Annotated in this window: 17 protein-coding genes; 13 read left to right on the forward strand and 4 right to left on the reverse strand. The window is 40.9% G+C overall.

What is annotated here, in order from left to right; genetic code table 11:
- Positions 1 to 761 precede the first annotated feature (761 nt).
- Positions 762 to 2669 carry a type V CRISPR-associated protein Cas12k gene (gene cas12k / locus ACM0OX_RS03475; protein WP_414513101.1) on the reverse strand — a complete coding sequence of 636 codons (1908 nt, stop codon included), beginning with the start codon at positions 2667 to 2669 and terminating at the stop codon, positions 762 to 764.
- A gap of 68 nt (positions 2670 to 2737) precedes the next feature.
- Here cas12k and ACM0OX_RS03480 point away from each other — a divergent pair, with 68 nt between their 5' ends.
- The 9 genes from ACM0OX_RS03480 (at position 2738) to ACM0OX_RS03520 (ending at position 13015) form a co-directional block, all read left to right on the forward strand.
- Positions 2738 to 3166: a MerR family transcriptional regulator gene (locus ACM0OX_RS03480; protein ID WP_414513103.1), complete on the forward strand. Its 429-nt coding sequence runs from the start codon at positions 2738 to 2740 to the stop codon at positions 3164 to 3166.
- Positions 3167 to 3185: 19 nt separating this feature from the next.
- On the forward strand, positions 3186 to 4280 hold the full coding sequence (locus ACM0OX_RS03485; protein ID WP_414513105.1) for a type I restriction-modification system subunit M: 1095 nt from the start codon (positions 3186 to 3188) through the stop codon (positions 4278 to 4280).
- A complete protein-coding gene (locus ACM0OX_RS03490) occupies positions 4237 to 4740 on the forward strand; it encodes an N-6 DNA methylase (RefSeq protein ID WP_414513107.1) in 504 nt (167 codons plus the stop codon). The genes ACM0OX_RS03485 and ACM0OX_RS03490 overlap by 44 nt, the downstream gene beginning before the upstream one ends.
- Before the next feature lie 26 nt (positions 4741 to 4766).
- Positions 4767 to 6116 carry a restriction endonuclease subunit S gene (locus ACM0OX_RS03495; RefSeq protein ID WP_414513109.1) on the forward strand — a complete coding sequence of 450 codons (1350 nt, stop codon included), beginning with the start codon at positions 4767 to 4769 and terminating at the stop codon, positions 6114 to 6116.
- A 5-nt stretch (positions 6117 to 6121) separates the two neighbouring features.
- Positions 6122 to 7207, forward strand: a complete 1086-nt coding sequence (locus ACM0OX_RS03500) for an RNA-binding domain-containing protein (RefSeq protein WP_414513111.1) — start codon at positions 6122 to 6124, stop codon at positions 7205 to 7207.
- Complete coding sequence (locus tag ACM0OX_RS03505; RefSeq protein WP_414513113.1) at positions 7173 to 8090, forward strand: ATP-binding protein; 918 nt, start codon at positions 7173 to 7175, stop codon at positions 8088 to 8090. Before ACM0OX_RS03500 ends, ACM0OX_RS03505 begins: the two co-directional genes overlap by 35 nt.
- Before the next feature lie 50 nt (positions 8091 to 8140).
- Positions 8141 to 11071: a type I restriction endonuclease subunit R gene (locus ACM0OX_RS03510; protein ID WP_414513115.1), complete on the forward strand. Its 2931-nt coding sequence runs from the start codon at positions 8141 to 8143 to the stop codon at positions 11069 to 11071.
- Positions 11072 to 11153: 82 nt separating this feature from the next.
- Positions 11154 to 11492, forward strand: coding sequence for a M48 family metallopeptidase (locus ACM0OX_RS03515; protein ID WP_414513117.1), 339 nt, complete (start codon positions 11154 to 11156; stop codon positions 11490 to 11492).
- A complete protein-coding gene (locus ACM0OX_RS03520) occupies positions 11489 to 13015 on the forward strand; it encodes a hypothetical protein (protein WP_414513119.1) in 1527 nt (508 codons plus the stop codon). The genes ACM0OX_RS03515 and ACM0OX_RS03520 overlap by 4 nt, the downstream gene beginning before the upstream one ends.
- Before the next feature lie 92 nt (positions 13016 to 13107).
- Here ACM0OX_RS03520 and ACM0OX_RS03525 read toward each other — a convergent pair whose 3' ends face one another.
- From ACM0OX_RS03525 to ACM0OX_RS03535, 3 genes are read right to left on the reverse strand one after another with little or no spacing between them, the layout of a single operon-like run.
- Positions 13108 to 13611, reverse strand: a complete 504-nt coding sequence (locus tag ACM0OX_RS03525; protein WP_414513121.1) for a TniQ family protein — start codon at positions 13609 to 13611, stop codon at positions 13108 to 13110.
- On the reverse strand, positions 13611 to 14447 hold the full coding sequence (locus ACM0OX_RS03530) for a TniB family NTP-binding protein (RefSeq protein ID WP_190881881.1): 837 nt from the start codon (positions 14445 to 14447) through the stop codon (positions 13611 to 13613). The genes ACM0OX_RS03525 and ACM0OX_RS03530 overlap by 1 nt, the downstream gene beginning before the upstream one ends.
- Before the next feature lie 3 nt (positions 14448 to 14450).
- A complete protein-coding gene (locus ACM0OX_RS03535; RefSeq protein ID WP_414513124.1) occupies positions 14451 to 16133 on the reverse strand; it encodes a Mu transposase C-terminal domain-containing protein in 1683 nt (560 codons plus the stop codon).
- 598 nt (positions 16134 to 16731) lie between these two features.
- Between ACM0OX_RS03535 and ACM0OX_RS03540 the strand changes: the two genes are divergently transcribed.
- The 4 genes from ACM0OX_RS03540 to ACM0OX_RS03555 all read left to right on the forward strand — a co-directional run bounded on the left by ACM0OX_RS03540 (position 16732) and on the right by ACM0OX_RS03555 (position 25876).
- Positions 16732 to 17310 (forward strand): Uma2 family endonuclease, encoded by a 579-nt coding sequence (locus tag ACM0OX_RS03540; RefSeq protein ID WP_414513126.1) that lies wholly within the window; start codon positions 16732 to 16734, stop codon positions 17308 to 17310.
- Between the two features lie 99 nt (positions 17311 to 17409).
- Entirely contained in the window at positions 17410 to 17793 is a 384-nt protein-coding gene (locus ACM0OX_RS03545) for a VOC family protein (RefSeq protein ID WP_414513128.1), read from the forward strand.
- 31 nt (positions 17794 to 17824) lie between these two features.
- Entirely contained in the window at positions 17825 to 18706 is an 882-nt protein-coding gene (ylqF, locus tag ACM0OX_RS03550; protein ID WP_334838814.1) for a ribosome biogenesis GTPase YlqF, read from the forward strand.
- A 774-nt stretch (positions 18707 to 19480) separates the two neighbouring features.
- A complete protein-coding gene (locus ACM0OX_RS03555) occupies positions 19481 to 25876 on the forward strand; it encodes an AAA family ATPase (RefSeq protein WP_414513130.1) in 6396 nt (2131 codons plus the stop codon).
- Positions 25877 to 26387 lie beyond the last annotated feature (511 nt).

Here is a 26387-nt window from a genome sequence, read left to right on the forward strand (position 1 = left end):
CTTCTTTTTTATAGGGTAATTAATCAGTTTCAATATTAGAGCTAAAATCAAGCTCTTCAAACAAAGAATCTGTTGCTCTATCCTTTCAACCCACCTAAAAAGTGTTTGCTATGAACACTGGAAAAATTCCAAAACTCAATAAAGCTTTTAATGTACTAGGACATACCCATTGACAGCGAAAGTCGTAGCGACTTTCAACCCGCCTCTCGCTGGGAGGGGTGTTGAAACTGAGTAGGTTGGGATATAGAGCTATCCAATCTTCGACCTTTCAACCCGCCTCTCGCTGGGAGGGGTGTTGAAACCCTGCGCTCCAAACCCTTGATTTGCCAACAGTTCTGAATGCATTTTTGGCAAGTCTCCCAAAATCGCCTGTCTGTTAACACTTCAAAAAGTAAATTAACTGACACAAGAAAAGCTACAAGCCTTAATCAATAAGCGATTTGAAGTTTTGGCAGATCCCCAGGGAAATTGACCCCGCTTCGATTCGCCAAAAAATAATTAAGGTGGGTTCCTCCTTGGTCGGAGGTGATTCAGTAGCCACCACTGCGGTAAACCCGCACCTCTATTACTGGGGGCGCACCTAATTCCTATCCACAAGGGATAGCAGCATCAAGGTGGGCAGCTACCAGGGTCAGAAAGCAAGACTGTTTAACAGCAGTCAAACTAACCCACATTTACACAGCACAGAGGCTTGTAACAAGCATGAACTGCGGCGCTGTTGAGTATTCTTATTTTATTGTCAAGGTTCGGTGTTTTGTCAATCAGTTTATTTTGCGGCAATGGTAAGCAGCGATCGCTAATTCTTTCGCTTTCTCCTGTGGGCTACCTCGAATTGGCTGTTTTGACTCCTCTATAACAATTCCAGCTTTAGCAGCTGACGAGTGAATATTTGCTATCAATCTGCCGTAACTCCATTGATGAACGCTAACTCGGTACTGTTTGGCATACTTTTTTTGAACTTCTATTAAGTCTGATTTTTGTTCAGCTTTGGCTTGAACCTCACTTTGAACTTGTTCACGCATATTGTCCAAGTTAGGTAGAACAATACTTCCAGCAGAGTATGTTTGGGCGATCGCCACAATCTCTTGAGCTATTAATCTGTCTATATATTCCCCTAACTCCGATTCTCCAAACTGATTTGGTGCAGCAAGCGTTTGAGCTACTTGGCTTTGATGGGATAAAGAGTGCTTTTGCTGTCGCTGTCGATTTAGCAGTTTGTAGTTATCACCAAGTAGTTGTCTAATGCTGCGATAGGTAAGGGCTTTACCTGTAGTCCCGTCTACTATTGCTACTGTTGCAGGCTTTTCTAAACCGAGGCTAACACCAACAAGAATATGAGATTGTCCTTTATATAAAGGTTTAGTGGGGCGAGGAAAAGGGTTATTAATTCTGTCTAAGGTAGAGTTTTTCCGTTTTATGTGAGCTTGCTGTTTCTCATTGAGGTTGCCTTTGGCTTTTGTATTGGTGATTGTTTTAGTGATTTCTTCGGCTTTCTCTTCTCTTACTTGATTGGTTCCTTCAGTCGTCCATAGGCGGGTATCTACAGAACAGTAGAGGGTTAAGTGGTTAGCCTTCCAAGGATCACCTTTGCGTTCTTCTTCTTGCCAAGCAATACGCCCACTACGCAGAGTGAACAAGCTACTGGAGTGTTGATTTTTGCTATTTTTCTTAATTTGTTGATCTTCTAGGAAGCGTTGAAACCAGTGAAGTTGGCGAGAATCACAATACACTTGAAAAGTATGCTCACTCAAACCGCTTAATTTTACACAGATGCGCCCAAACTGGTTTTTAAACCAAGTCATGTCTTCGTTGGTTTCGTAAGCTACTGGGAAAGGTACTTTGCTAGATTGCCTTAAAAGACTGTCTTGCCAAGATTTTGCCTCGGCTTCATTGGTTGGAACGTTGTGAGTAGCAGTGAAAAGAGTTGCAAGCCATTTAGTATCAGTTAAATCTCGACCTTTGGGAATTCGTGTTTCTAGCTGTTCTCTGAGGCGTTCAATCTGAATTTCAACTTTACGGCGACGTTGAGCAAATTTTTTAGGGTCTTCCTCTTTCTCGCTGATTTTGCAACCATTTTTGAGTAAATAGCTGATCGCACAACGAGTCAAGTTATTTTCTGTCTTGAAATAGGACTCAAATAAGTTCTTTGATAAACTGTTGCTATCTGAATTTTGAGCTTTTTTGGGCTTTTTAGCTTTTTTCCCATTAGTTGATTGAGTGTCAGCATTATCGAGGATAACAAGTTTAGTCAAAATTTCAGCAGCTTTAATGCGAAGACTATCTAAGCTGACACCACTGCTTTTTACCAATTCAACATCACTGTTGAGCATTTCCAACCAGCGAATTTTGCATTCTAGTTGGAACTGTGATCGCTTCATCAGGGCAAACCATGATTTATATATGTAGTTCACCAATGCGATCGCACTCGTATAAAACCGTCCAGGCTGACCGATGAAGCGTGGGTCAGTTCTCAAGGGCTGGCAGAGTTCTTTGACGACACTATTGGGGTGTTTGCCCTTTTGTCGCCAAGTCTCAAACTCTGGATGTTGATTTACCTGATGCAATAGTTCATTAATCAGTGGCGTATTTAAATCTGCCATCAACTTCCATAGTTGGTGGCGTGATGATTCTGAGGCTACAAGACGACACTGAATAGTGATTTGGCTCATCGGGTTAAAACAATATTGTCTAATACTAACATATTTGTATTAAACAAGTCTTCTGTAAAATAAATTGTATGCAGGAGACATTTTTTACAAGCAAGGAAGCTGCTGAAATCACAGGCTGCACCCTTCGTCAGCTACAGTATTGGCGAGAGAGGGGGGTGATTGTTCCTGTAATCAGTGATACTGGGACAGGACGTAGTATTTATTACTCAAAGTCTAATTTGTTGGAACTGGCTGCAATGTCATATTGGCTATCTGTGGGGTTAAGTTTTGACATAGCCAGCACCACACTGAAAAAGCTGAAAGACCAAGAGCCGGAGTTATTTACTTCAGGTAAAGGTAAGCGGTTTATGTTGTTGTCCCAAGCACAGGAGCGATCGCTTGAGCTTATGGAGTTTGACAGAAAAAAGGCGATCGCATCTTTGGATGAAGGTCAGCCTGTGATTCCGGTGTGGTTGGATGAGATTTATCAGCAACTACAGCAAAAATTAAAAGCTTAAAGGAGCTACGAAAACATAGATGGTTGAACGTAATGGTAATGGGGATAAGTCCCTGGAAAACTGGATATGGGATGCCGCTTGTAGTATTCGCGGGGCGCAGGAAGCAGCGAAGTATAAGGATTTTATTCTGCCGTTGATTTTTACTAAACGACTATGTGATGTGTTCGATGATGAGCTAAATCGGATTGCCGAGAAGGTAGGTTCTCGTGCCAAGGCGTTTAAGTTGGTGGCAATGGATCATAATTTAGTGAGGTTTTATTTGCCACTGCAACCACAGAATCCTGATGATCCAGTTTGGTCTTTGATTCGCAAGCTTTCGGACAAGATTGGGGAGAAGTTAACGGATTATTTGCGCGAAATTGCTAAGGCTAATCCTTTATTGAATGGGATTATTAATCGCGTTGATTTTAATGCCACTACTCACGGACAGCGTGACCTGGATGACGATCGCCTCTCGAACCTGATTGAAAAAATCTCACAGAAGCGTCTGGGGTTAAAGGACGTAGAGCCAGATGTCATTGGACGCAGTTATGAGTATTTGATTCGCAAGTTTGCCGAAGGTTCGGGACAGTCAGCAGGGGAATTTTACACACCCAAGGAAGTGGGGCTAATCATGGCCAAGATTATGCAACCAGAGCCAGGGATGGCGATTTATGACCCCTGTTGTGGTTCGGCGGGTTTGTTGATTAAGTGTCAGTTGGTATTGCAAGAATCCCAAGGTTTAACAGAAAAGTTTGCACCTTTGCAACTTTATGGGCAAGAATACACGGGAAATACTTGGGCAATGGCAAACATGAATATGATTATCCACGATATGGAGGGGAAAATCGAAATTGGGGATACCTTTCGCCATCCAAAATTCATGCAAGCTGGGAAATTAGCTCAGTTTGAGCGAGTGGTGGCTAATCCCATGTGGAATCAAAAATGGTTCATAGAGAAGGATTATGACGGGGATGAGTTGGGACGTTTCCCCAAGGGAGCAGGTTATCCAGGTTCATCGGCTGATTGGGGTTGGGTGCAGCATATTTCGGCATCTTTAGATAAAACCGGAAAAGCGGCGATCGTTCGTTTTGGATACAGGTGCAGCGTCACGGGGTTCGGGGAATGCCAATAAGAATAAAGAGAAGGAAGTTAGGAAGTGGTTTGTAGAGCAAGATTTGATTGAAGGAGTGATTTATTTACCAGAAAATCTGTTCTACAACACTTCTGCGCCAGGGGTTCTTTTGTTTTTGAATCGGGCTAAACCCAAAGAACGACAAGGTAAGCTATTTTTGATCAATGCAAGTTTGGTATTTGCCAAGGGCGATCCGAAAAACTACATTCCTGATGAGGGAATTGAGCGTATTGCCAGCACGTTTTTAAGTTGGCAGGAGGAGGATAAATTTAGTTGCATTGTTTCTAAGGATGACATTGCCCGTAACGATTATAATATTTCGCCATCCCGTTATATTCATGTGGCGGAAGAGGAGGAGTTTCGACCGATTGCGGAGATTTTAGATGAGTTGGAGGTATTGGAGAAAGAAGCAGAAGCGACTAATGAAGCTTTGAAAAAAGTTTTGGGAAGGTTTAGGTAAAGATTGAGATTGAGGCTTTTTTAAATATGAAGATAAATTGTAATGACTCTAAAAAGCAAACAGATATTAGTTGTATTCCAGAGAATTGGGATTTCGTTCTATTAGGCAAGTTATGTCAGGTAAAAAGTAGTTCAATATCATTTCAAGAGATTGAGAATATTGACACAAGAAATCCAGATTTTCCTCGTGTTCTAGCTCTTAAAGTTTCTGACATGAATTCAGACGTAAATAAATATACTATAACCAAATCTAATATTGAATTTTATCCAGATCCATCTAGATTTAATTTTGGGAAGTGTATCCCACGTAAAGCTATTATTTTCCCTAAAAGAGGTGCTGCAATAGCAACAAATAAAAAGCGTTTACTTGGAGAGATAGCAATTCTTGATCCGAATCTTATAGCTGTGATTCCAAGTGAAGAATTTATACCAGAGTTTTTATATCATTATTTCTTAACAATTGATCTTATTAAGTTTACCGAGCCTGGTTGTTTACCTCAACTAAATAAAAAAGACCTTGAACCTGCTTATCTTCCAAAACCTCCCCTAGAAGAACAGCGAAAAATTGCGGGGGTGTTGTCATTGGTGCAGGATGCGATCGCACAACAAGAGCAACTCATCACCCTTACAACTGAACTGAAAAAAGCTCTAATGCAGAAACTATTCACAGAAGGAACTCGTGGTGAACCGCAAAAGAAAACTGAAATAGGTTTTATTCCTCATAGTTGGGATGTTGTTAAACTTAAAGATACTGCTGAATCATTTCAGTATGGAACTTCTGTAAAATGTGATTACGATAAGGATGGTAAACCTGTTTTAAGAATTCCTAATGTAATTGGTGGTTATATAGATATATCTGATCTTAAGTATGGTCAGCCTAAGCCTAATGAAATTCAATCTCTTAAGTTGCTTGATGGTGATCTTCTTTTTGTAAGGACTAATGGCACTAAAGAGAATTCGGGAAGATGTTCAATATATCGAGATGAACTTGGAAATGATTGCTATTTTGCATCATACCTAATTCGGGTTCGCCTTAATAAAGATAAACTATTGCCTACTTTTTTAGATGAATATACACGGACTGATATCGGAACTTCATTTCTTTCAGGCCAAGCAATTCGCACAGCCGATGGAAAATTTAATATTAATTCAGGGACTTTACAGCGAATGCTTGTCCCACAAGCAAGTTTAGATGAGCAGATAGAAATAGCTGATATTTTATCAAAGCTTGACACACAAATTACTAACTATTTATTAATAAAAAAACAATTACAAGACTTATTCTATACTTTACTCCATCAACTCATGACCGCCCAAATCCGAGTTGATAACCTTAATATTTCCACCCTAAATCTCGAACTACAGGGAGGAGATTAATAAAAATGCTTAACTTTGATGAACTCTGGGAACTCCTCACTATCGAAGATGAAGGCGTAGAAATAGAAGCAAAAAAATGCTCAGAGGTTGGTAAAAGTTGCTGGGAAACTATTAGCGCATTTTCTAATGAATCTAGTCTAGGAGGGGGTTATCTTATACTTGGTATCAAATCATCAGAAGAAAGTGATACCAATAATTATGAAATTGAAGGAATAGCAGATCCTGATAAAATACAACGAGATTTAGCCACCCAATGCCGAGAAGTCTTTAATATCACTATTCGTCCCCAAACAGAAACTGCTAACAAAGACGGAAAAATCGTGATTGTTGCTTTTATCCCAGAAGTTCAACCATCAGAAAAACCTGTCTATATTACTAAAAGAGGACTTCCCCAAGGTGCATTTAGACGTATTGCTTCAACAGATCAAAAATGCACTGATAGAGATATTGAACTTTTTTATCAAGAACGTAATGCCCAAACCTACGACACTACAATTTTCCCAGATGCCACCCTCGACGATTTAGATCCAGAAGCGATCGCCACTTACCGCAGAGAAAGACAAGCTCTAAACTCCAATGCCAGTGAACTTAATTTTGACGATCAGCAATTGCTCTATGCTCTAAATGCGATCGCCCGACATCCAACACAAAAAGGAGAATACTGTCCTACCATCGCTGGATTAATATTATTTGGGAAAGCAATCGCCCTGCGGCGTTATTTTCCCATGCACCGCATCGACTACATCCTTATAGAAGGTAAAGAGTGGGTTTCAGATCCAGATAAGCGTTATCAAAGTCTCGAAATCCGTGAACCTCTACTATTAGCCATTCCCAAATTAACCACCCTCATCCTTAACGATCTTCCCAAAGCCTTCAACCTTTCAGAAAATGGCATTCACCGCCGAGAAACCCCCCTTATTCCTCGTAAAGTTATCCGAGAGGCGATCGTTAATGCCTTAATGCACCGTAACTATCGAGAACGGAGTCCTGTCCAGATTATTCGTTTCTCTGATCGTCTGGAAATTCGTAATCCCGGTTATTCTCTCAAACCTACAGATGAACTTGACCAACCTGGCTCAAAAACTCTGTAACGAAAAAATTGCCGCAGTTCTCCATGAAGTAGGTATTGCAGAAACGAAAGGATCTGGAGGAAAGGTGATGCTAGAGACAATGCTGGAAGCAAATTTGACCCTACCTCTGTTTGTTTCAAATCGAGATAGAGATTATTTTCACGTTACCCTTTTCACCCATCATCTGCTTGACACAGAAGATATTGAGTGGCTGAAACAATTTAAAGACTATGGATTAAGCAATGATGAAGCCAAAGCATTGGTCGTGCTGAGAAAAGCTGGAAGTATTAATAATTTGATTTACCGTGTCACCAATGATGTTGATACTCTCACAGCCAGTCAACACCTGAGACGCTTACGGGATGCTGGACTACTCGAACAACAAGGCAAAGGATCAGCTACTTGCTACACTCTCGCTTCAGCATTAGTGGACAATGACTTATTTAGGGAGTTAACCGAGCCAGAGAAATCTAATCTAGGAAGTGACTCCCTAGATAACGGCTTATCTAGGGAGTTAACCAAGCCAGAGGAATCTAATCTAGGGAGTCACTCCCTACATAACAATCAACATCAAGAGCATAAGCAGCTAGTTATAAATCTACCGTTAGAAGACCAGGAAGACCATTCCAAGACTGATGAGCGTCAAAATTATCTTGTACAGATGCCTGAGCAGTTAAGAACTAAGATTCAAAAACTGGGTAGACGTTCAAATCATGATGAGGTAAAAACTGCCATTATAGAGCTTTGTAGCTGGAAGAGCTTATCTTCTTCTGCGATCGCCACAATTTTAGATCGTAATCAGGATTATTTACAAACTCAATATTTAACTCCACTTCTGCGATCAGAAAAACTAAAACAAGAAAAGCCCTCCAATAGTCCGCAACAAACATATAGAGCCACCTAAACCAACCTAGATTAAGCTTTTTTATTAACTTAAACCTAAAATTTACTATCATGCCCAAACCAGGGGAACACAAGACCGTTCAAAGCCGTATTATTCTTTACGCCCAAGAAATCGGCTGGAAATTTGTATCTCGTCACGAAGCCGAAACCAGGAGAGGCTTTAATAACCACAGTGGCAAGATTCAAGACAAAGCTGCCCAAGCTTCTATCTATTTTAACGATATCCTCTATCAAAAAGTCCGCGAATTTAACCCCAAGTACAGCGAAGCCCAAGGGGTACTTATTGCCCTACTGAGTAACCTGCCTACTGACATCTTTGGAAATCGAGACTTTCTCACCTATCTCCGTAACCAAGGCAAATATTTCTACGCTGCCGAAAATCGGGAACTTGATCTAAAACTGATTGAATATAACGACCCTAGCCTAACCGCAAACACCTACGAAATCACCGAAGAATACTATATTCATAATGGCAAAAACGGCATACGGGAAGATGTAGTTTTTTTGATCAACGGTATTCCTATCTTGGTCATCGAATGCAAAAACGCCACTAAAGATGAAGCCATAGCATTAGGCATTGACCAAATCCGTCGCTACCATGACGAAACCCCGGAGTTATTCGTCCCTCAAATGATTTTTACCGCCACCGAAGCTATTGGCTTTTCTTACGGGGTGACATGGAATATTGTACGGCGCAACATCTTTAACTGGAAAGCAGAACAAATCGGTCAACTAGAGGCAAAAATTAAGAGCTTTTGTCAGCCTAACTATATTCTCAAACTCCTGCAAAACTATATTCTCTTTGCAGAAAAAGAAGAAACTCTGCAAAAATTTATTCTGCATCAACACCAAACCACCGCAGTTGAGAATGTCATTGAACGCTGTCACGATCCTGAACACACTAAAGGACTTGTCTGGCATACCCAAGGCAGTGGTAAAACCTTCACCATGATTAAAACGGCGGAAATGCTCTTTAAATCCCCACAGAGCGATAAACCGACGATTTTGCTAATGATTGACCGCAACGAACTGGAAGATCAAATGCTCAGGAACCTCAGTAACTTGGGGCTGAATAACGTTCAACACGCTGATCGCATTACCACCCTTAATCAACTACTAAAAGATGATTATCGGGGCATTATCGTTACCATGATCCATAAATTCCGCGATATGCCCGCCAAGATTAACCTGAGAAAAAATATTTATATTTTCATTGATGAAGCACACCGCACCACCGGGGGTGATTTAGGAACATTCTTGATGGCAGGACTACCTAATGCCACCTTTATCGGCTTTACTGGCACACCCGTAGATAAAACTAGCTACGGTAAAGGCACATTTAAAACCTTCGGTACAGATGACGAACAGGGCTATCTGCATAAATATTCTATTGCCGAAAGTATCGAAGACGGAACAACATTACCTCTTTACTACAATGTTGCTCCCAACAAGATGCTTGTACCAAGCCAAATCATGGAAGAGGAATTTCTTAACTTGGCAGCAACCGAAGGCATTAATGATATTGCCGAGCTAAATAAAATTCTAGATCGTGCCGTCAATTTAAAAAACTTCCTCAAAGCTGACCAACGAGTAGATGAGGTAGCGAAATCTGTCGCCAAGCATTACACCCAAAACGTTGAACCACTTGGTTATAAAGCCTTTTTAGTCGCTGTTGACCGTCCCGCCTGCGCTAAATATAAACAAGCCTTAGATAAATATTTGCCTGCTGAATACTCCGCAGTTGTTTATACGGGAAACAATAACGATACCCAAGAACTCAAAGCCCACCACATCGATGACAAAACCGAAAAGCAAATTCGTAAAAACTTCACCAAATTTGGGGAATATCCCAAAATACTGATTGTTACCGAGAAACTGCTGACTGGGTTTGATGCTCCTCTGCTCTATGCTATGTATCTCGACAAACCCATGCGAGATCATACCTTGTTACAAGCGATCGCTCGTGTAAACCGCCCCTATGAAAGCGAAGCGCAGGAGATGGTGAAACCACATGGTTTTGTGCTGGATTTTGTGGGTATTTTCGACAAACTAGAAAAAGCCCTTGCTTTCGACAGCGAAGAGATTAATGCCATTATCAAAGATTTGCACTTGCTCAAAACCTTGTTCAAAAACAAAATGGAGCAGTTAGCCCCAACCTATTTGAGCTTGATTCAACACAATTTCAACGATAAAGACGTAGATGATATCATTGAGAATTTTCGTGATCAAGAACGCAGAAAAGCCTTTTTTAAAGCTTATAAAGAGCTAGAAATGCTCTATGAAATTATCTCTCCTGATGCTTTTCTGCGCCCGTACATGGACGACTATGCTACCCTGTCCTCTATCTATGAAGTAATCCGCAGAGCTTACAGCAAAAGGGTTTACGTCGATAAAGCATTGCAGCGCAAGACCGATGAACTCGTACAAAAACATATTGGCACAACTGCGATCGCAACTGTAACAGATTTCGTTGAAATCAATGCTCAAACCCTGGAAGTCATCAAAGCCAAACAAGGGGGAGAAACCACCAAAGTCATCAACCTCATCAAAAGTATTGCAAAAGCTGCCGACGAAAACCCCGATGACCCTTTCCTCATAGCAATGGCAGAACGAGCCAAAACCGTTCAAGAAAATTTTGAGAACCGCCAGAGTAATACTCAAGAATCTTTAGAGACACTACTGGAAGAAATTACCCAAAATGAGCAGCGTAAGAAAGAACAGGCTAGGCGAGGCTTTGATAGTTTAACGTTTTTTGTCTTTCAAACCCTACAGGATGCAGGCGTTAATAATCCTGAAGCCGTGAGTAATCAAATTAAACAAGCCTTCATCGAGTATCCCAATTGGCGAACTAGTGAAGCAGAATTAAGAGAGTTGCGGAAAGAAGTGACTTTTGCAATTTTTGCTGAAATCGATGATTTGGATCAAGTAACAGCAGTTGTTGATAAACTTTTTACGCTGCTGAGTCAAGCTTATGCAAGTTAATATGCTTATAGTTAACTCCATTACAACGTTTTTGGATAACGATTGAAATTATTTACAAATTACTGAAATTAGAACAAGTCTAATGATAATTTCAACTAACGATAAGCCACACTGGAAAGATGCACAAGAACTAAAAAATGCTGTGGGTGAATGGTGCGATCGCATTCAAGTTACAATCAACCAAATTCAACTGCGTCCTATGAAGCGCAAGTGGGCTTCTATCTCCACTACAGGACGCTTAACCTTGAATACTGAACTGTTAGACTTACCAAAAGAACTAGGCGAGTTTGTGATTGTTCATGAATTGGTGCATTTACTCGTTCCCAATCACGGTAAGTTGTTTAAGTGCTTCATGTCAGCTTATCTACGTGATTGGGAAGATTCAGAAAAACAGTTACAGAAAAAAGTTAATAAAAGATGAAAATTAACACTTTAGATGATTTGGATAAGTTTGAATCTAAAATAGGTTCTGAATTCAGAAAATTTAGATTGGGAGACATTTTACACTCGTTACATATTTATGGAAAAACAGCAGAACATCCTTTTGTAATTGCAGGAGCAGCTTTATTTGCTATTAGATTCTCGCTGCCAAGCAAAAATATACAGCAAAAAAAAGGTATATCTTCAGGAAATCTAACTAAACTTATTAATCTTATCTGGAAATATCAGAGCATAGATCCAATAATTTTCGATAATGACTTACACACTGATTTCAATGCCTCCAATCCTATATTTCTCTTAATTAGAGTAGTAAACCAGCAATTCCCCTTTAATATTTCTAAGTATAGCCAATTTACTAGACCAATATTCCTATATCATGAAATTCCTCCTACTTTAGTTGGCAAGAAAGGAGTACCTAAGTTTGATTTGATTAAAGAATTTGAGAATCTCAATGGTGTATCTGTTCCTGAGTTTATCAATTTGATGGTCGTTATATCTTCATATTTACGCCAATATTCAACTTTTTCGCTGGATGATATAGTACGTCAAGCGCGTATAAAGGGAATTAATATTCCAGATGAGCAGGGTATATCTCTAGCTATTAGTCAGATAGCAGGCGATCAAAAGCAGTTAACTAACCTCTATGAAAAGCGACAAGCAGGAGACCGTCGTTTTAAAATGTATGATATAAGTCCACTCTTAGAATTTCCCATAATCTATCCTTGTAGAGGTACAGGATTTACAGATTATGGTAATAATATTATAAGTGCGCCTATACCTGATTTAATAGATAGAAGAAATTGTATTGGTATATACTACCAGCTATTTAATAAATTTACTAATATCTTTTCCGATTACTTTGGTCATGTTTTAGAAAATTATTTAGGGATTGTATTAAATAATTGTATTACTTCTGAGCTAATTTTTGATGAGAATCAAATAAGTAGCTCCTATAGTGGCAAGAAGCCAGACTACGCAATTATTGACGGTAGTATGACTATTCTTTTTGAATGCAAGGCAGTTAAGTTAAAGAAAGATGCTAAGACTATGGCTACCGAGGAAGACATAAATGAAAGTTTGAAGCAAGTAATAAAAGGTTTGAAGCAATTAGATGAATTTATAAAAGCTTGTCAAAAAAAATTGCCTGGTCTTGAAAAATTTTACGGATGTAGCAAATTCAAGCCTGTATTAGTCTCTCTTGAGGAAGTGTATCTAATTAATAGTGATTGGTTTCGTAATCATATTAATGATTTATTAAGAAATGAAGGCATCATTAATCTTGATTGGCAAATACTTTCAATAGGTGAGCTAGAACGTTTACAACCTCATCTGGTAGAAGGAATTCACTTATCTCAAGTCCTTCAAAATTTAGGACAAAAAACATTTAATAATGTGCTAAAAGAGTTAGCTGCACAAACCCACAAAACTTATAAAGACTCTTTCCTCTATCCTAAGCAGGAAGAATTATATCAACGCCTTGGCATTCCTGACATAAATGAATAGATAAATTACTGCTAGCAACGTGCGATTTATGTCAAGCTTTTACTATAAAACTTCTCACTATTGCTGGAGTTGTAGAACGCGAGCGATCGCTGCTAAATAATCTTCTGTGATTTTCTCATTTCTCCAAAAGGTAGAAAACAGGAACTACACCAACCGTCAACCCACAATGCTGGAATTTTGAACCTAGCCCCACAGTTTGGGCATTCCGAAAGTAATGTTAACTTGTGGCGATCGCACCCCTGCTTTACCTTCAACTGCCACTCAATCTTGTGACAAGGCGACTCAGTATAACAAGCTGCACATAACCGAATCGGCTCAAGCTTCATCCCCACCCCAGCAGGCGGTAACATCTGCGCTAGCCTATCAGCATCAACCTCTACAACCTTAGCCAATGCCTCTAATTGCTGGCGAGACGGTGGGGGATTAAACCGAAATTTTTCCCATCGGGCGATCGCTCCCCCAAGTCCTGCGGCTTTACCTAACCCAGTAGGCGTTAAATCATTTGCCTGTCGAAAACGCCCTAATAAGTGACTCAAACTTTCTCCCTCTAAAGGTTCTATTTGAAACAGCCAAGGTTGAATCTCTGGGGCTTCCATTATTTGTACTCTGCTGCTACTTCCTTCAGGGTTTCTAAATCAATCTTTGATAATCCTTTTTTTAATGCCCTGATTGCTGATTCTCTAAGAATCATATCCAGCAATCCAATGTAACCTCCTGTTGCCTCACCCAAGGTTTTCAGCATTGTCTTACTGTAAAGATTAGAAGCTACTGGCAGTTTTAAAACTTGTTTTTCCCAAATCTCCACAGTTCGCTTAAAATCTTCACCAGAAAACTTACCAAACCGATGACAGGCACGAAAACGGTTATAAACTTGCTCATCTCGCTTGATTACAGCGTCTAATCTGTCAGTACCCACCAAAATCACTGCAATTTCCAACTTGTCAAAAATATCTCGCACTTCAGCAAAAGTTTTGGGTTTCAAGCGGTCAGCTTCATCAATAATCAGCATTTCCACTCCACACCCCTTGAGAACTCGCAGCGTTCTGTCTCTAATCTCTGCTACCGTTCCCTTTGTCATCTGATACTTCAAATGCTCAATAATTGCTGCAAATAACTCCTTAGCACTGCACTCTTGAGGTATTTGGATATAAGCAACAGGCACAGTTGGGGGTTTTCCCGCTTCTTGTTTGGGCTTATGCCTGAGTCGGTAAGCATCACAGCCCATTGTTTTACCCGTTCTTGACTCTCCCAAAACACGACCAGATTGTTTTGATTGCCGCTTCCCGTCTAACCAATCATGGAGAATTTGCACTTGTTCCAGGGGAATAAAACTCTTCCGGTTCAATCGTTGAATTTCTATTTGTAATTTTTCATCATTTACCGGAATGTCACCCAACTGTTGAGCAACTGCTTGAGCTTGTTTTGAAGTCATTTTCTACCACCCGTAATCTTCGCGCATTTGTTCGTAATCAAAGACTTCCGGCATCTGGTATTCTGCCTCACTGTCAACAGATGCCACTTCAATTTCTTCTTCTAGTTCAACTGTTAATGGTTGTTTAGCCTTTTGAACTATGGTCTGTTCTGCCTTTTGGCGTTCCTTTTTAGTTTTCTTTTGAGGAACGAAGGTTTCGCGATCGCGCACTTCTGCCAACATTGAGCGATTACTAATCATCTTCCCTGCCTGCCGAATCTTGCGACTACTAGCTTTAGCCTCATCCAGAGATAATTGCTCAGTCTCCAAATCCTGAGCAAATGCCCTGGCTAGAAACTCTTCTTTATTAGCCTTCTGGCGGTAAACCAACACAGTTGTAATGTCTTTAGGGTCATAACGCAGTACAACGGTTTCACCTGCATAACCTGCCAAGTTTTCTCCCCGGTAACTCAGATTTTCAAATTGCAGATACCCACCTCTGTAAATTGAGCGTCGAGTTTGCTTCATCAGACAGATACGTAATTCTTCTTCTGAAATTACATCAGGAGAAGCAATTAACCCTGCTTCCCAACGTTGATAACGAGTTTGATCACCTAATCGAGCATCAATACGTTGGTTGTATTTGTCCACGATGTAGCGCACCAGCAGACGTTCTAATTCCCTCAAAGTAAGACAAGCTTCTTTTTCAGCTTGCTCTGGACGCTCCTGTACATTTGACCCTGTATATCCTGGGAAAGTGGAAAATAAATCGGTGTTAAAAGTGCCAAAAGGACGCTCAACAATACCACCTTCACTTGGGCGATCGCGTAAATGACAAGCAAACCCCAACTGCACACCTATCTGTTGCAAATGGTTTGAGCGAAAATCTTTACCGCCATCAGTATAAAAGTGTTCTGGCTTGCCGTAGGTTCCCCAATCTTCATGGAGTCCATATTCTGACCCATACTGCTTTGGTAAAATTGCATGACGCAATGCCAATGCCACAACAGTCGAACTTGGTGCATCGTAACCCAAGTTTATGCCAATGATGCAACGAGAATAAGTATCTACAACTGTTGTCAGCCAAGGACGACCCAAAAGTTCACCATGCTGATCTACCAACAATAGGTCTACACGAGTGTGGTCACACTGCCATATATGGTTGCTGTATTCCACAGATAGGTCTTTGCCATCACGGGTTTTAACTGATAATCGAGAACCATGCCAACCCCGATTTCTAATACTCGCTTTTTGCTCTTGCTCCTCAATAATTGGTTGTAGAACTCGATACACAGTCCGATCGCTGGGGTATTTTTCTTGTCCTAATTCACTCGCCCTTGCTTGTACTCTGATCGCAACTTGTTGGGGAGTAATTCGCTTACTACCTTTATTGCCTTCCTTATATGTATTGATGATGAACTGCTGCCAATCAGAATCTATTCGATGTTTACCTTTATCAGCCCGTGTCGTGCTTTGGAGTGCAGCTAAACCCTCCTGTTCCCATTTTTTTACTAGCCGCCGTACCGTCCGCACAGACTTGCCTAGTTTGGCTGCTACTTCCCTTTGTTTTTCTCCGTAGGTGATGCGATCGCACGGTTCTAGTAATTGCTGAATCAGATCCAGCAAATGCCTATCATCTGCTGAGAGTTCCGTCACAATCTCATCCTTTTCTGCCTCTTGATCGCTATTGGTATGATCGTTCAGCATTTTTACATAATTGTTTAATACAAACGTAGTTGTATTGTACTATTTCAGGGACATTTATTTTGTCAATTTTTATAAAAATGTAGGCTCACAGCGTTTTTGAAGAAAGGACAGATATTTTGTCAAAATCCCAAAAGAGGACAGGTATTTTGGCAACAAGCCTCTAGTAGCCTATTTTCAGGCTAAAATAGTAAAACCCTTATCAAGTAAGGGTTTTAAGTTAAATATATTTGAAGACATTAATTTGTCAAGTGGTCAAATAATTTGGCAATCGACACCTTTACAAGACTAACCACAAAATCGAGAGGTTATTTTCTCTCATGGGATAAACCTAGTTTACATCATGAGAAAGAATGGCAACGGATAGTCTGGAATACAAAAATTAGTGTACGTATGTGGTGGTTGACATAACACTATACTAGAGATTTTGTTTTCTCATTCAGTCTCTCACCCCTATTACCTACCCCAAAATTGTCTTAAAAAATAAAACAATGGGGCATTTGTTGGGGGGAATTCTTAAAGTAGAAGTAGAGGCTAAATCTTCCCTATTAGCAGCACATGGGTTTGATGCAACTAGGATTTTTGTGGAGCGCAATTAATTATGACTGCTTTAACCTTACAATTACCTTCTAATCTGCAATTTACTGATGAGGAATTTGCACAAATTGTAGCCGTGAATAAAGAATTACGACTAGAGTTAACTGCTGAAGGGGAATTAATTATCATGTCACCGACTGGGGGAGAAACGGGAAACCGTAATTTTGATTTATTAGGTCAGATATGGTTTTGGAGCAATCAAAATAATTTGGGAAAAGCTTTTGATTCTTCTACTGGGTTTAAATTGCCAAATGGGGCAACTCGTTCCCCTGATGCTTCTTGGATCAGCATAGAAAGATGGGATGCTCTTACCCCAGAACAAAGAAAGAAATTTCTCCCTTTGTGTCCTGATTTTGCAGTGGAATTGGTTTCTGAAACTGATGATGTGGAAGATACTAAAGCCAAAATGGTGGAATACTTAGCAAATGGTTTACAACTGGGTTGGTTAATTAATCCTAAAGATAAACAAGTAATAATTTATCGCCTAAATCTTGCACCGGAAGTTTTACAATCTCCCACAAGTTTATCGGGTGAAGATGTTCTCCCTGGTTTTGTTTTAAATTTACAGCAGATTTTTGTATAGATGTGATTTATCCACCAGATTCGACACCGCCGCAAGTGCTGAATCTAAGAACTTTAGAAAAGTGAGAGTCTCAAAAAAATTAAATAACTTCAAGCTCATATGGTTGTTCAATACATTAACGCATTTGTCACCATAGCATCGGTTAATTTCGAGAATTTAGTGAATTTCTATACCAAATTGCTGGAGCAAAAGCCGGTTCCTTTGGTTCCGAACGTCTATGCTGAGTTTAATTTAGTTAGTATGCGATTAGGTATTTTTAAACCAAAAAACACAAACGAATCGGAATTTGAAGCGATTGCCAAAAGTAAGATAAGTTTGTGTTTAGAGGTGAATAACTTAGAAGATGCGATCGCTTACCTAACTGCTTTGGGCTATCCTCCACCAGGAGACATTTCCATTGCTTCCCACGGCAGAGAAATATATGCTTATGACCCTGATGGCAACCGTCTGATTTTACATCAAGCCATAGTGAATGATAATTGATAAGCGATAATAATTTATTTGGTAATTAACTATGGCTATAACTCAAAACTATAGATTAAACCTGATTCAATGGTATCCAGGTCACATTGCGAAAGCTGAAAGGAAGCTCAAAGAACAGCTGAAGCGCGTAGACGTGGTGTTTGAGGTACGAGATGCTCGGATTCCCTTAGCGACTCACCATCCCCAAATAGGTGAGTGGGTAGAAGGTAAGGCACGGGTGTTGATACTTAACCGAGTAGATATGATTACACCACAAATGCGATCGCTATGGATTGATTGGTTTAAACGTCAAGGAGAAGTCCCCTATTTTACCAACGCTCAACATGGTAAAGGTATAGCAGAAGTAGCGCGGGCAGCGCAAGCCGCTGGGGTAGAAGTTAATCAAAGAAGAAGCGATCGCGGGATGTTACCCCGTCCAGTGCGGGCTGTGGTGATTGGTTTTCCCAATGTCGGTAAATCAGCTTTAATTAACCGCCTGTTAGGAAAGCGAGTCGTGGAAAGTGCAGCCCGCCCTGGGGTAACTCGCCAACTACGCTGGGTGCGAATTTCAGAACATTTAGAATTGCTAGATGCTCCTGGTGTCATTCCTCTAAGATTAGAAGACCAAGATGCAGCCTTGAAATTAGCTATTTGTGATGATATCGGTGAAGCATCTTACGATAACCAGTTAGTAGCAGCAGCCTTAGTGGATTTACTCAACTATTTAGAAGCTGTAGCAGGAGATTTATTACCAAAAAAACCATTACAGTCCCGCTACCAACTCGATTCAACATCAGACACCGGAGATACCTATTTACACGCTTTAGCAGAGCATCGTTACAAAGGTGATGTAGAGCGAGCAGCAAGGCAACTTTTAACAGATTTTCGCAAGGGATTGTTGGGTGAAATGAGTTTGGAATTGCCACCCAATTAAATCTAAATTCAAATAGTAAAAATTAGGAACTCTATTTGATTTTTAACAGGACTTACGCAACTATCATAAGCAATGGCGCGGCTATACAGTCCTGTGCGCGCCAAACAACTAAGCGCCAAACATGATAACGTCTTGACTTTTAATTACGGAGCTAAATAATTTGACAACATAATATGCTTTATTTGATAAATTGTTTGACCAGTTTTATCAGCTAAATATTTGAGTTTAAACCATAAAATAGCGCAGTCAATATGATTGCTTGGAGTAGGACATAGTTACTGAAAAATGCGATCGCGCTAGATACCAGAGCCACTTGAAACGATTACTACACAAACAACAGCGACTAAGTAGGTAGACATAATTAAATATAAAATAAACTCTTAGTTTATTTATACTTAGATACTTAACGGGTTATGAAAAATGGAGATTTGCCAATAAAAGTACTCGCGGCTTGAGCATTACGGCATTATTTTCTGGGATGAGCGGTACTGGTAAAACTATGTCTGCACAAGTTATTGCCACTCACCAACTAAATTAATACTTCTTTGCTGTTGCTTCATGCCTTTCTTTGTCAGATCAAAAACTCTTTGACGGAGTTCTGATGCTACTTGGGTAAATCACCAAAAAGCGATGGACATATCTACATGAAGGTGTTTGCATTCCTAATCTTTGCCTCCAGTGCTCCATATCCAATGTAACTTTTTGAATGCTTGTTAACCAAGATATGGTAGTGGGAATTATAACACTAGTATAAAGAGATTTTCGTAAAAATTTATGAGCGCAAAAGTTGATGGAACTTTAAAGATTGCTGGCTACCAAATCATCGAGCAACTTTATTCAGGTTCTCGTACTCAAGTGTATCGGGCAATTCGAGAATGCGATACCTTCTCTACGAGACGCTACGCGAACGGTGGGCTTCGCCAACGCCTACCAGTTGTCATCAAGCTCTTAAAACGAGAATACCCAACTTTTACTGAATTACTACAGTTTCGCAACCAATATGCGATCGCTAAAAACCTAGATATTCCTGGCATTATCAAACCCTACAGCCTGGAAGCCCATCATAATGGCTATGCCCTAGTCATGGAAGACTTTGGTGGTGTTTCCTTGCGGCAATTTACTCAAGGAAAAACACTGACATTAGAGCAATTTTTACCCATTGCTCTGCAACTACTAGACATTTTACACCAGTTACATCAACAGCGCGTCATTCACAAAGACATCAAGCCAGCCAACATCCTGATTCACCCTGACACGAAACAAATCAAGCTGATTGACTTTAGTATTGCCTCGCTCTTACCACGAGAAACCCAGGAAATCCAGAGCCTCAATGGACTAGAGGGAACGCTAGCCTATTTGTCGCCAGAGCAAACCGGACGGATGAACAGAGGCATTGACTACCGCAGTGACTTCTATTCTTTAGGTGTGACTTTCTTTGAATTACTGAGTGGAAAATTGCCCTTTGAATCCCATGAACCAATGGAGTTGGTGCATTACCACATTGCGAAACTTCCACCCTCCCTGTGTGATTTCAACCCCGAATTGCCCTTGATGCTGGGCGAAATTATCCGCAAACTGATGGCGAAGAACGCCGAAGATCGCTATCAAAGTGCGCTAGGACTTAAACATGACCTTGTTATCTGCTTAGAACAGTGGCGAGAAACAGGCAAACACACCTGGTTTGATTTAGGACAGCGCGATATCAGCGATCGCTTTCTCATACCCGAAAAACTCTACGGGCGGGAATCGGAGGTAAAGACACTATTAGAAGCATTTGGTTATGTGGCCAATGGTGGCTCCCAACTGATGCTAGTGGCAGGTTTCTCTGGTATTGGCAAAACCGCAGTCGTCAATGAAGTGCATAAACCGATTGTGCGCTGGAACGGCTACTTCATCAAGGGCAAATACGACCAGTTCAACCGCAACATTCCTCTGTCTGCTTTTGTACAAGCCTTTCGTGACCTAATCGGACAGTTGCTTCGTGAAAGCGATACTCAGCTAAAGCAATGGCAGAACAAAATTTTAGCGGCAGTTGGGGAGAACGGACAACTTCTGATCGAGGTAATTCCTGAACTAGAGCAGCTGATTGGCAAACAGCCTCCCATCGCTGAACTATCGGGCAGTGCAGCACAGAACCGTTTCAATCTGCTGTTCCAGAAGTTTATTGAAGTCTTCACCACACCAGAGCATCCGTTGGTGATGTTTCTCGATGATTTGCAGTGGGCAGACTCGGCATCGCTCAATTTACTGAAGCTGTTGATGTCCCAGAGCAATGGCGGTTATCTATTCATTATTGGCGCATACCGTGATAACGAGGTGTTTGCAGCTCATCCACTCATGTTGATGCTAGATGAAATCAAAAAGGAATCTTCTTGCGTCAACACTCTGACTTTATTGCCCTTAAGTCAAGTAGATGTCAACCATTTAATCGCCGATTCGCTCAGTTGTGCAACTGAACAAGCATTACCGTTAACAGAGTTGGTTTATCAAAAAGCCAAAGGCAATCCTTTTTTCACAACTCAGTTTTTGAAAGCGCTATATGAGGATGGGCTGATTACCTTTAATTGGGAGGTTGGTTTTTGGCAGTGTGATGTAGCACAAGTGCGATCGCTTGCTCTCACTGATGATGTGGTGGAATTTATGGCACAACAACTTCAAAAATTGCCCGACATCACTCAAAATGTTCTGAAACTGGCAGCCTGTATCGGCAATCAGTTCGATTTGGCGACGTTAGCGATCGTTTATGAAAAGTCGCAGACAGAAACCGCTTCAGACTTGTGGAAAGCATTGCAAGAAGGATTTATCATTCCTACCAATGAAGTTTACAAGTTTTATCAGGATTCCTCATTGGTGATTGGTCATTTGCAAATGACAAGTGACAAAGCGCAAAGTCTGAGCGGAGATTTCCTCCGATCAGAACTTTGTAAGAGAGGACAAATGACGGTTTACAAATTCTTGCACGATCGCGTCCAGCAAGCTGCTTATTTCCTGATTCCAGGCGAACAAAAACAGATCGCTCACCTCAAAATTGGGCAACTATTACTGACTCATACGCCTGTTGCCAAACAAGACGAAAAATTATTTGAAATCGTTAACCAACTTAATATCGGCAAATCCCTAATTGCCGATTTATCTGAGCAAATAGAACTCGCCCAACTCAATCTGAAAGCTGGACAAAAAGCCAGAGCCGCAACTGCCTATACAGCCGCATTTGAGTATTGCACTACGGGCATCGCCTTGTTAGCTGAGGATATGTGGCAAACGCAGTATGAGTTAACCTTAACCCTCTACGAAGCTGCCACTGAAGCCGCTTACTTGAGCGGCAACTTTGAGCAGATGACACAATTGGCGGCAATCATTACAGAACACTCTAAAAACTTGTTGGATACGATTAAGGTCTATGAAGTTCAAATTCAAGCAGCTCAAGCCCAACATCAATTTATAGAAGCAGTAGAGATTGCCCTCAAGAGTGTAGAGCGTTTAGGAAACAGCCTGCCAAAGCAACCCAGTCAATCAGATATTGCCAAAGCATTCGAGACGACTAAATCCATTTTGGCTGGAAGGCAACCGCTGGATTTAATCAATTTGCCCCAAATGACAGATCCTAACAAATTAGCAGTTGTACGGATTCTTGCCACTGTCTCTGCTGCTGCCTTTGTTGTCACTCCAGCGCTGTTACCATTTATTGTTCTCGAACAGGTCAATTTATCCGTTCAATATGGCAATAGTTCATTTTCGGCAATTGGCTATGGCTACTATGGAATGATACTTTGTGGGATGACAGGAGAGATTGACTCTGGCTATGAGTTTGCACAACTAGCACACTTGTTGCTGGAACATTTCAATGCCAAAGAACTGAAATCCAGAGTCTATGTCGGAATTTACTGTTGCGTGTGGCATTGGAAAGAGCCGCTCAAGAACTCCTTACCGTTTCTCCGGGAAGGCTACGAAGTTGGATTGGAAACGGGAGATTTAGAATCGGCTGCCATTTGCGGATTCATTTACATCTCATACTGTTGGTTTATGGGCAAAGAATTAAGCGATCTTAGCCGAGAGAGTGCTGCTTTCCGAGATCAGCTCAAGCAGCTCAACCAAGAAGGTCTTACCAGTCATCTGACCGTTTTTCAGCAACCAATTTTGAATATGCTTGGCGATTCTGCTGAACCTTGGCAGCTGACTGGAAATGCCTTTAATCGAGAGGAAATTGTGCCAGCCCTCCAGCGATCGGGCGATCAGACTGCGCTGTATTATTTTTATGCCAACCAACTTGGTCTGTGTTACATGTTTGGCAAGTTTGAGTTGGCGGTGTCAGCGGCGATCGCTGCTGAAAATTATATAGGTGGTGCTACAGGCTTATTCATAGTTCCGCTCTGCTACACCTATGATTCTCTAGCCAATCTGGCAATCTATTCTCAGGTTTGTGAGGCACAACAGCAACACATTCTGCAACGGGTGGCTAAAAATCAGGAAAAAATGAAAAAGTGGGCTGACCATGCTCCAGAAAATTACCTGCACAAATTTTATTTAGTTGAAGCCGACCGATACCGAGTGTTAGGGCAGAAATCAGAGGCAATAGATTTGTACGATCGCGCCATAACTCTAGCTAAAGACCACGGTTACACCCAAGAAGAAGCACTTGCCAATGAACTGGCCGCTAAGTTGTATTTCGACTGGGGTAAACAGCGCATTGGCCAGGAATATATGACCCAAGCCTACTATGGCTATGCTCGTTGGGGCGCTAAAACCAAAGTCGCCGACTTGGAACGACGCTATCCCCAACTCCTCGCCCCCATCTTAGAGCAAACCCGTTCTCCCCTCTCAACTAACGAAACTATCTTCACATTGGGGAGTCTCACCTCCACCAGTTCCGCCACTTCCGATAATAGCAGCGTCTCTGTTGCTTTAGATTTAGCTACCATTCTCAAAGCTTCCCAAACCCTTTCTGGGGAAATTGAACTCGAAAAGCTGCTTTCAGCTTTGCTGCATATTGTCATTGAAAATGCTGGAGCCGATAAATGTGTATTCATGCTTTTGGAGTCAGATCGGTTGCTAGTTCAGGCGTTAGCACAGCTTTCCCTGAGCGGTGTACAGAATCAGGCTGCCGTCGATTTTTACTCGATGTTGCTCAACCCACAGCCTGTTGAAGACTCAGTTGATGTGCCAGTTGGCTTAATTAATAATGTCAAACGCAACTTACAATCAGTAGTAATTACTGATGCCACGGTGCATCCGCAACTACTCAATGACCCGTATATTCAGCAACAGCAGCCCAAGAGTATCTTGTGCAGCCCAGTTTTGCATCAGGGTAAATTGCTGGGCGTATTGTACCTAGAAAATAATTTGGCAACGGGAGCCTTTACAAGCGATCGCGTCGAACTGCTGAACTTACTGTGTACTCAAGCCGCAATTTCTTTGGAAAATGCCCGAATTTACCAAAATTCTCGGAACTATGCCCAACAATTGGCACAATCTCTAGCAAAATTGCAGGCTAGTGAAATCCGCTTCCAAAATTTAGCAAATAATATTCCTGGGATGGTGTACCAATTCCGTTTGGAGGTAGATGGTTCAACTTCAACACCCTACGTTAGTTCTGGCTGTTTCGACTTGTATGAGTTAGAGCCAGAGTTGGTGATGTCAGGAACACATAGCCTTTATGATATGAATCATCCTGACGATCGCCCAGCTATTGCCCAAGCGATCGCCTACTCTGTCCAAAATCTCACACCCTTTGAGGAAGAATGGCGGATTATCCTGCCTTCAGGAACCGTGAAATGGATTCAATCTGCGGCTCGGCCAGAGCTACAAGCCGATGGGGCAATCATCTGGGATGGGGTAGTGATTGATATTAGCAATGGCAAACAGGCTGAAGAATCTCTAGCCAAAGAACGAGAGTTTTTGAATGCCATCATTCACAATATTACTGATGGGATTGTTGTTTGTGATGCTAGTGGCAAATTGACTTTATTTAACAAAGCAACTCGTGACTTTCATGGCTTACCAGTAGAATCATTACCAGCAGAACAGTGGACAGAACATTTCGATCTCTATCAACCAGATGGGCAAACACCTCTATCAACCACGGAAATTCCTTTGTTTCGCGCCTTGCAAGGGGAAATAGTCGAAAACGCTGAAATGGTAATTGCACCGAAGCATGGTTCTAAGAGAATTTTGTTAGCTAGCGGACAAGCGATCTTCGATTCTTCGGGTAACAAACTCGGTGCAGTCGTTGTGATGCGAGATATTAGCGAAAGGGCGCGGCTTGAAGCCGAACGCAAACAAGCGGAACTTGCCTTGCAGCAAAAATCACTTGATTTGCAACAAGCATTGAACGATTTACAAAACGCCCAATTACAAATTGTTCAAAGCGAAAAAATGTCAGCACTGGGCAACTTAGTTGCTGGTGTGGCTCACGAAATGAATAATCCTCTTGGTTTTATTGCTGCCAGTCTCAAACAGGCTAAACCTACTGTGACTGATATTGTTGAACACTTAAAGCTTTATCAAGAAAGTTTTCCCCACAAAAATGATGAAATTAAAAACCATGCTGAAGATATTGACTTGGATTATAGCTTAGAAGACTTGCCTAAGATAATTGATGCCATGTCTATGGCGTGTGACAGGCTAAAAAATATCAGCACTAGTTTGAGAACTTTCTCGCGTGCCGATCAAGACTACAAAGTGCCTTTCAATATCCACCAAGGAATCGATAGCACAATTTTAATTTTGAAACATCGTCTGAAGGCCAATGAACAACGTCCTGCTATTGAAGTTGTCACCAACTACGGTAATTTACCTCAAGTAGAATGTTTTCCTGGGCAATTAAATCAGGTATTTATGAATATAATCGCTAATGCAATTGATGCCTTAGATGAGTCTAATATAGGACATGACTTTGAGGAAATTCAAGCCAATATTAACAGGATTATCATTAAGACTTCGATAGAAGATAATACTATCAAAATTTATATAAGTGATAATGGTAAGGGTATGAAAGAAGAGGTTAAAAATAAAGTCTTCGACCATTTGTTTACGACAAAATCTGTCGGTAAAGGCACAGGGTTAGGATTAGCGATCGCTCGTCAAATCGTTGAAGAAACTCATAATGGGAAGTTGAGTTGTAACTCTATTCTCGGTGAGGGAACAGAGTTTATCATTGAAATTCCGGTGTAAATATTTTCTCTATTTATATGACATTTCCTAAGCAAATGAGGTGTCAGACATAAGTAGCTCGGTGTAAAAATTTGTCGTTGGAATAAGACAGAAGGGAAGAGGGTTTTAATCTAGTTTATCTTTCTTTACATAGTTTGGTTTTGTTGTACCAACTTACTTACTTGAAAAGTTTGCTCTTAATATTCTCTTTATTAGACCTCTTACAAAAGTTCTTATTTGCGCCTACCTTGCGGGAACGGATAAAGGGGAATGCGTGAGACAAAAATGATTTACACAAGAGGTGTATTGAAAGTTAATGAAGAACTAATTAAGGTTAGAGAAACGTGAGTGAATACTCTCACAAATGTTGAGAAATATCGGCGTAATTAATAGGGGTGAGTTTATCATTTACACTTCATTAAATTAGGAAATGCTATAAATAATTTTCAGAAATATGGGAATACTAAATCTAGAAATTCTCTGGATTTAGTTAGCAATATGGTTAGCACTTTAGTCAATATTCCTGGATATC

Source organism: Nostoc sp. PCC 9305, assembly GCF_963920915.1.
In the GTDB taxonomy this organism is placed as follows: domain Bacteria; phylum Cyanobacteriota; class Cyanobacteriia; order Cyanobacteriales; family Nostocaceae; genus Nostoc.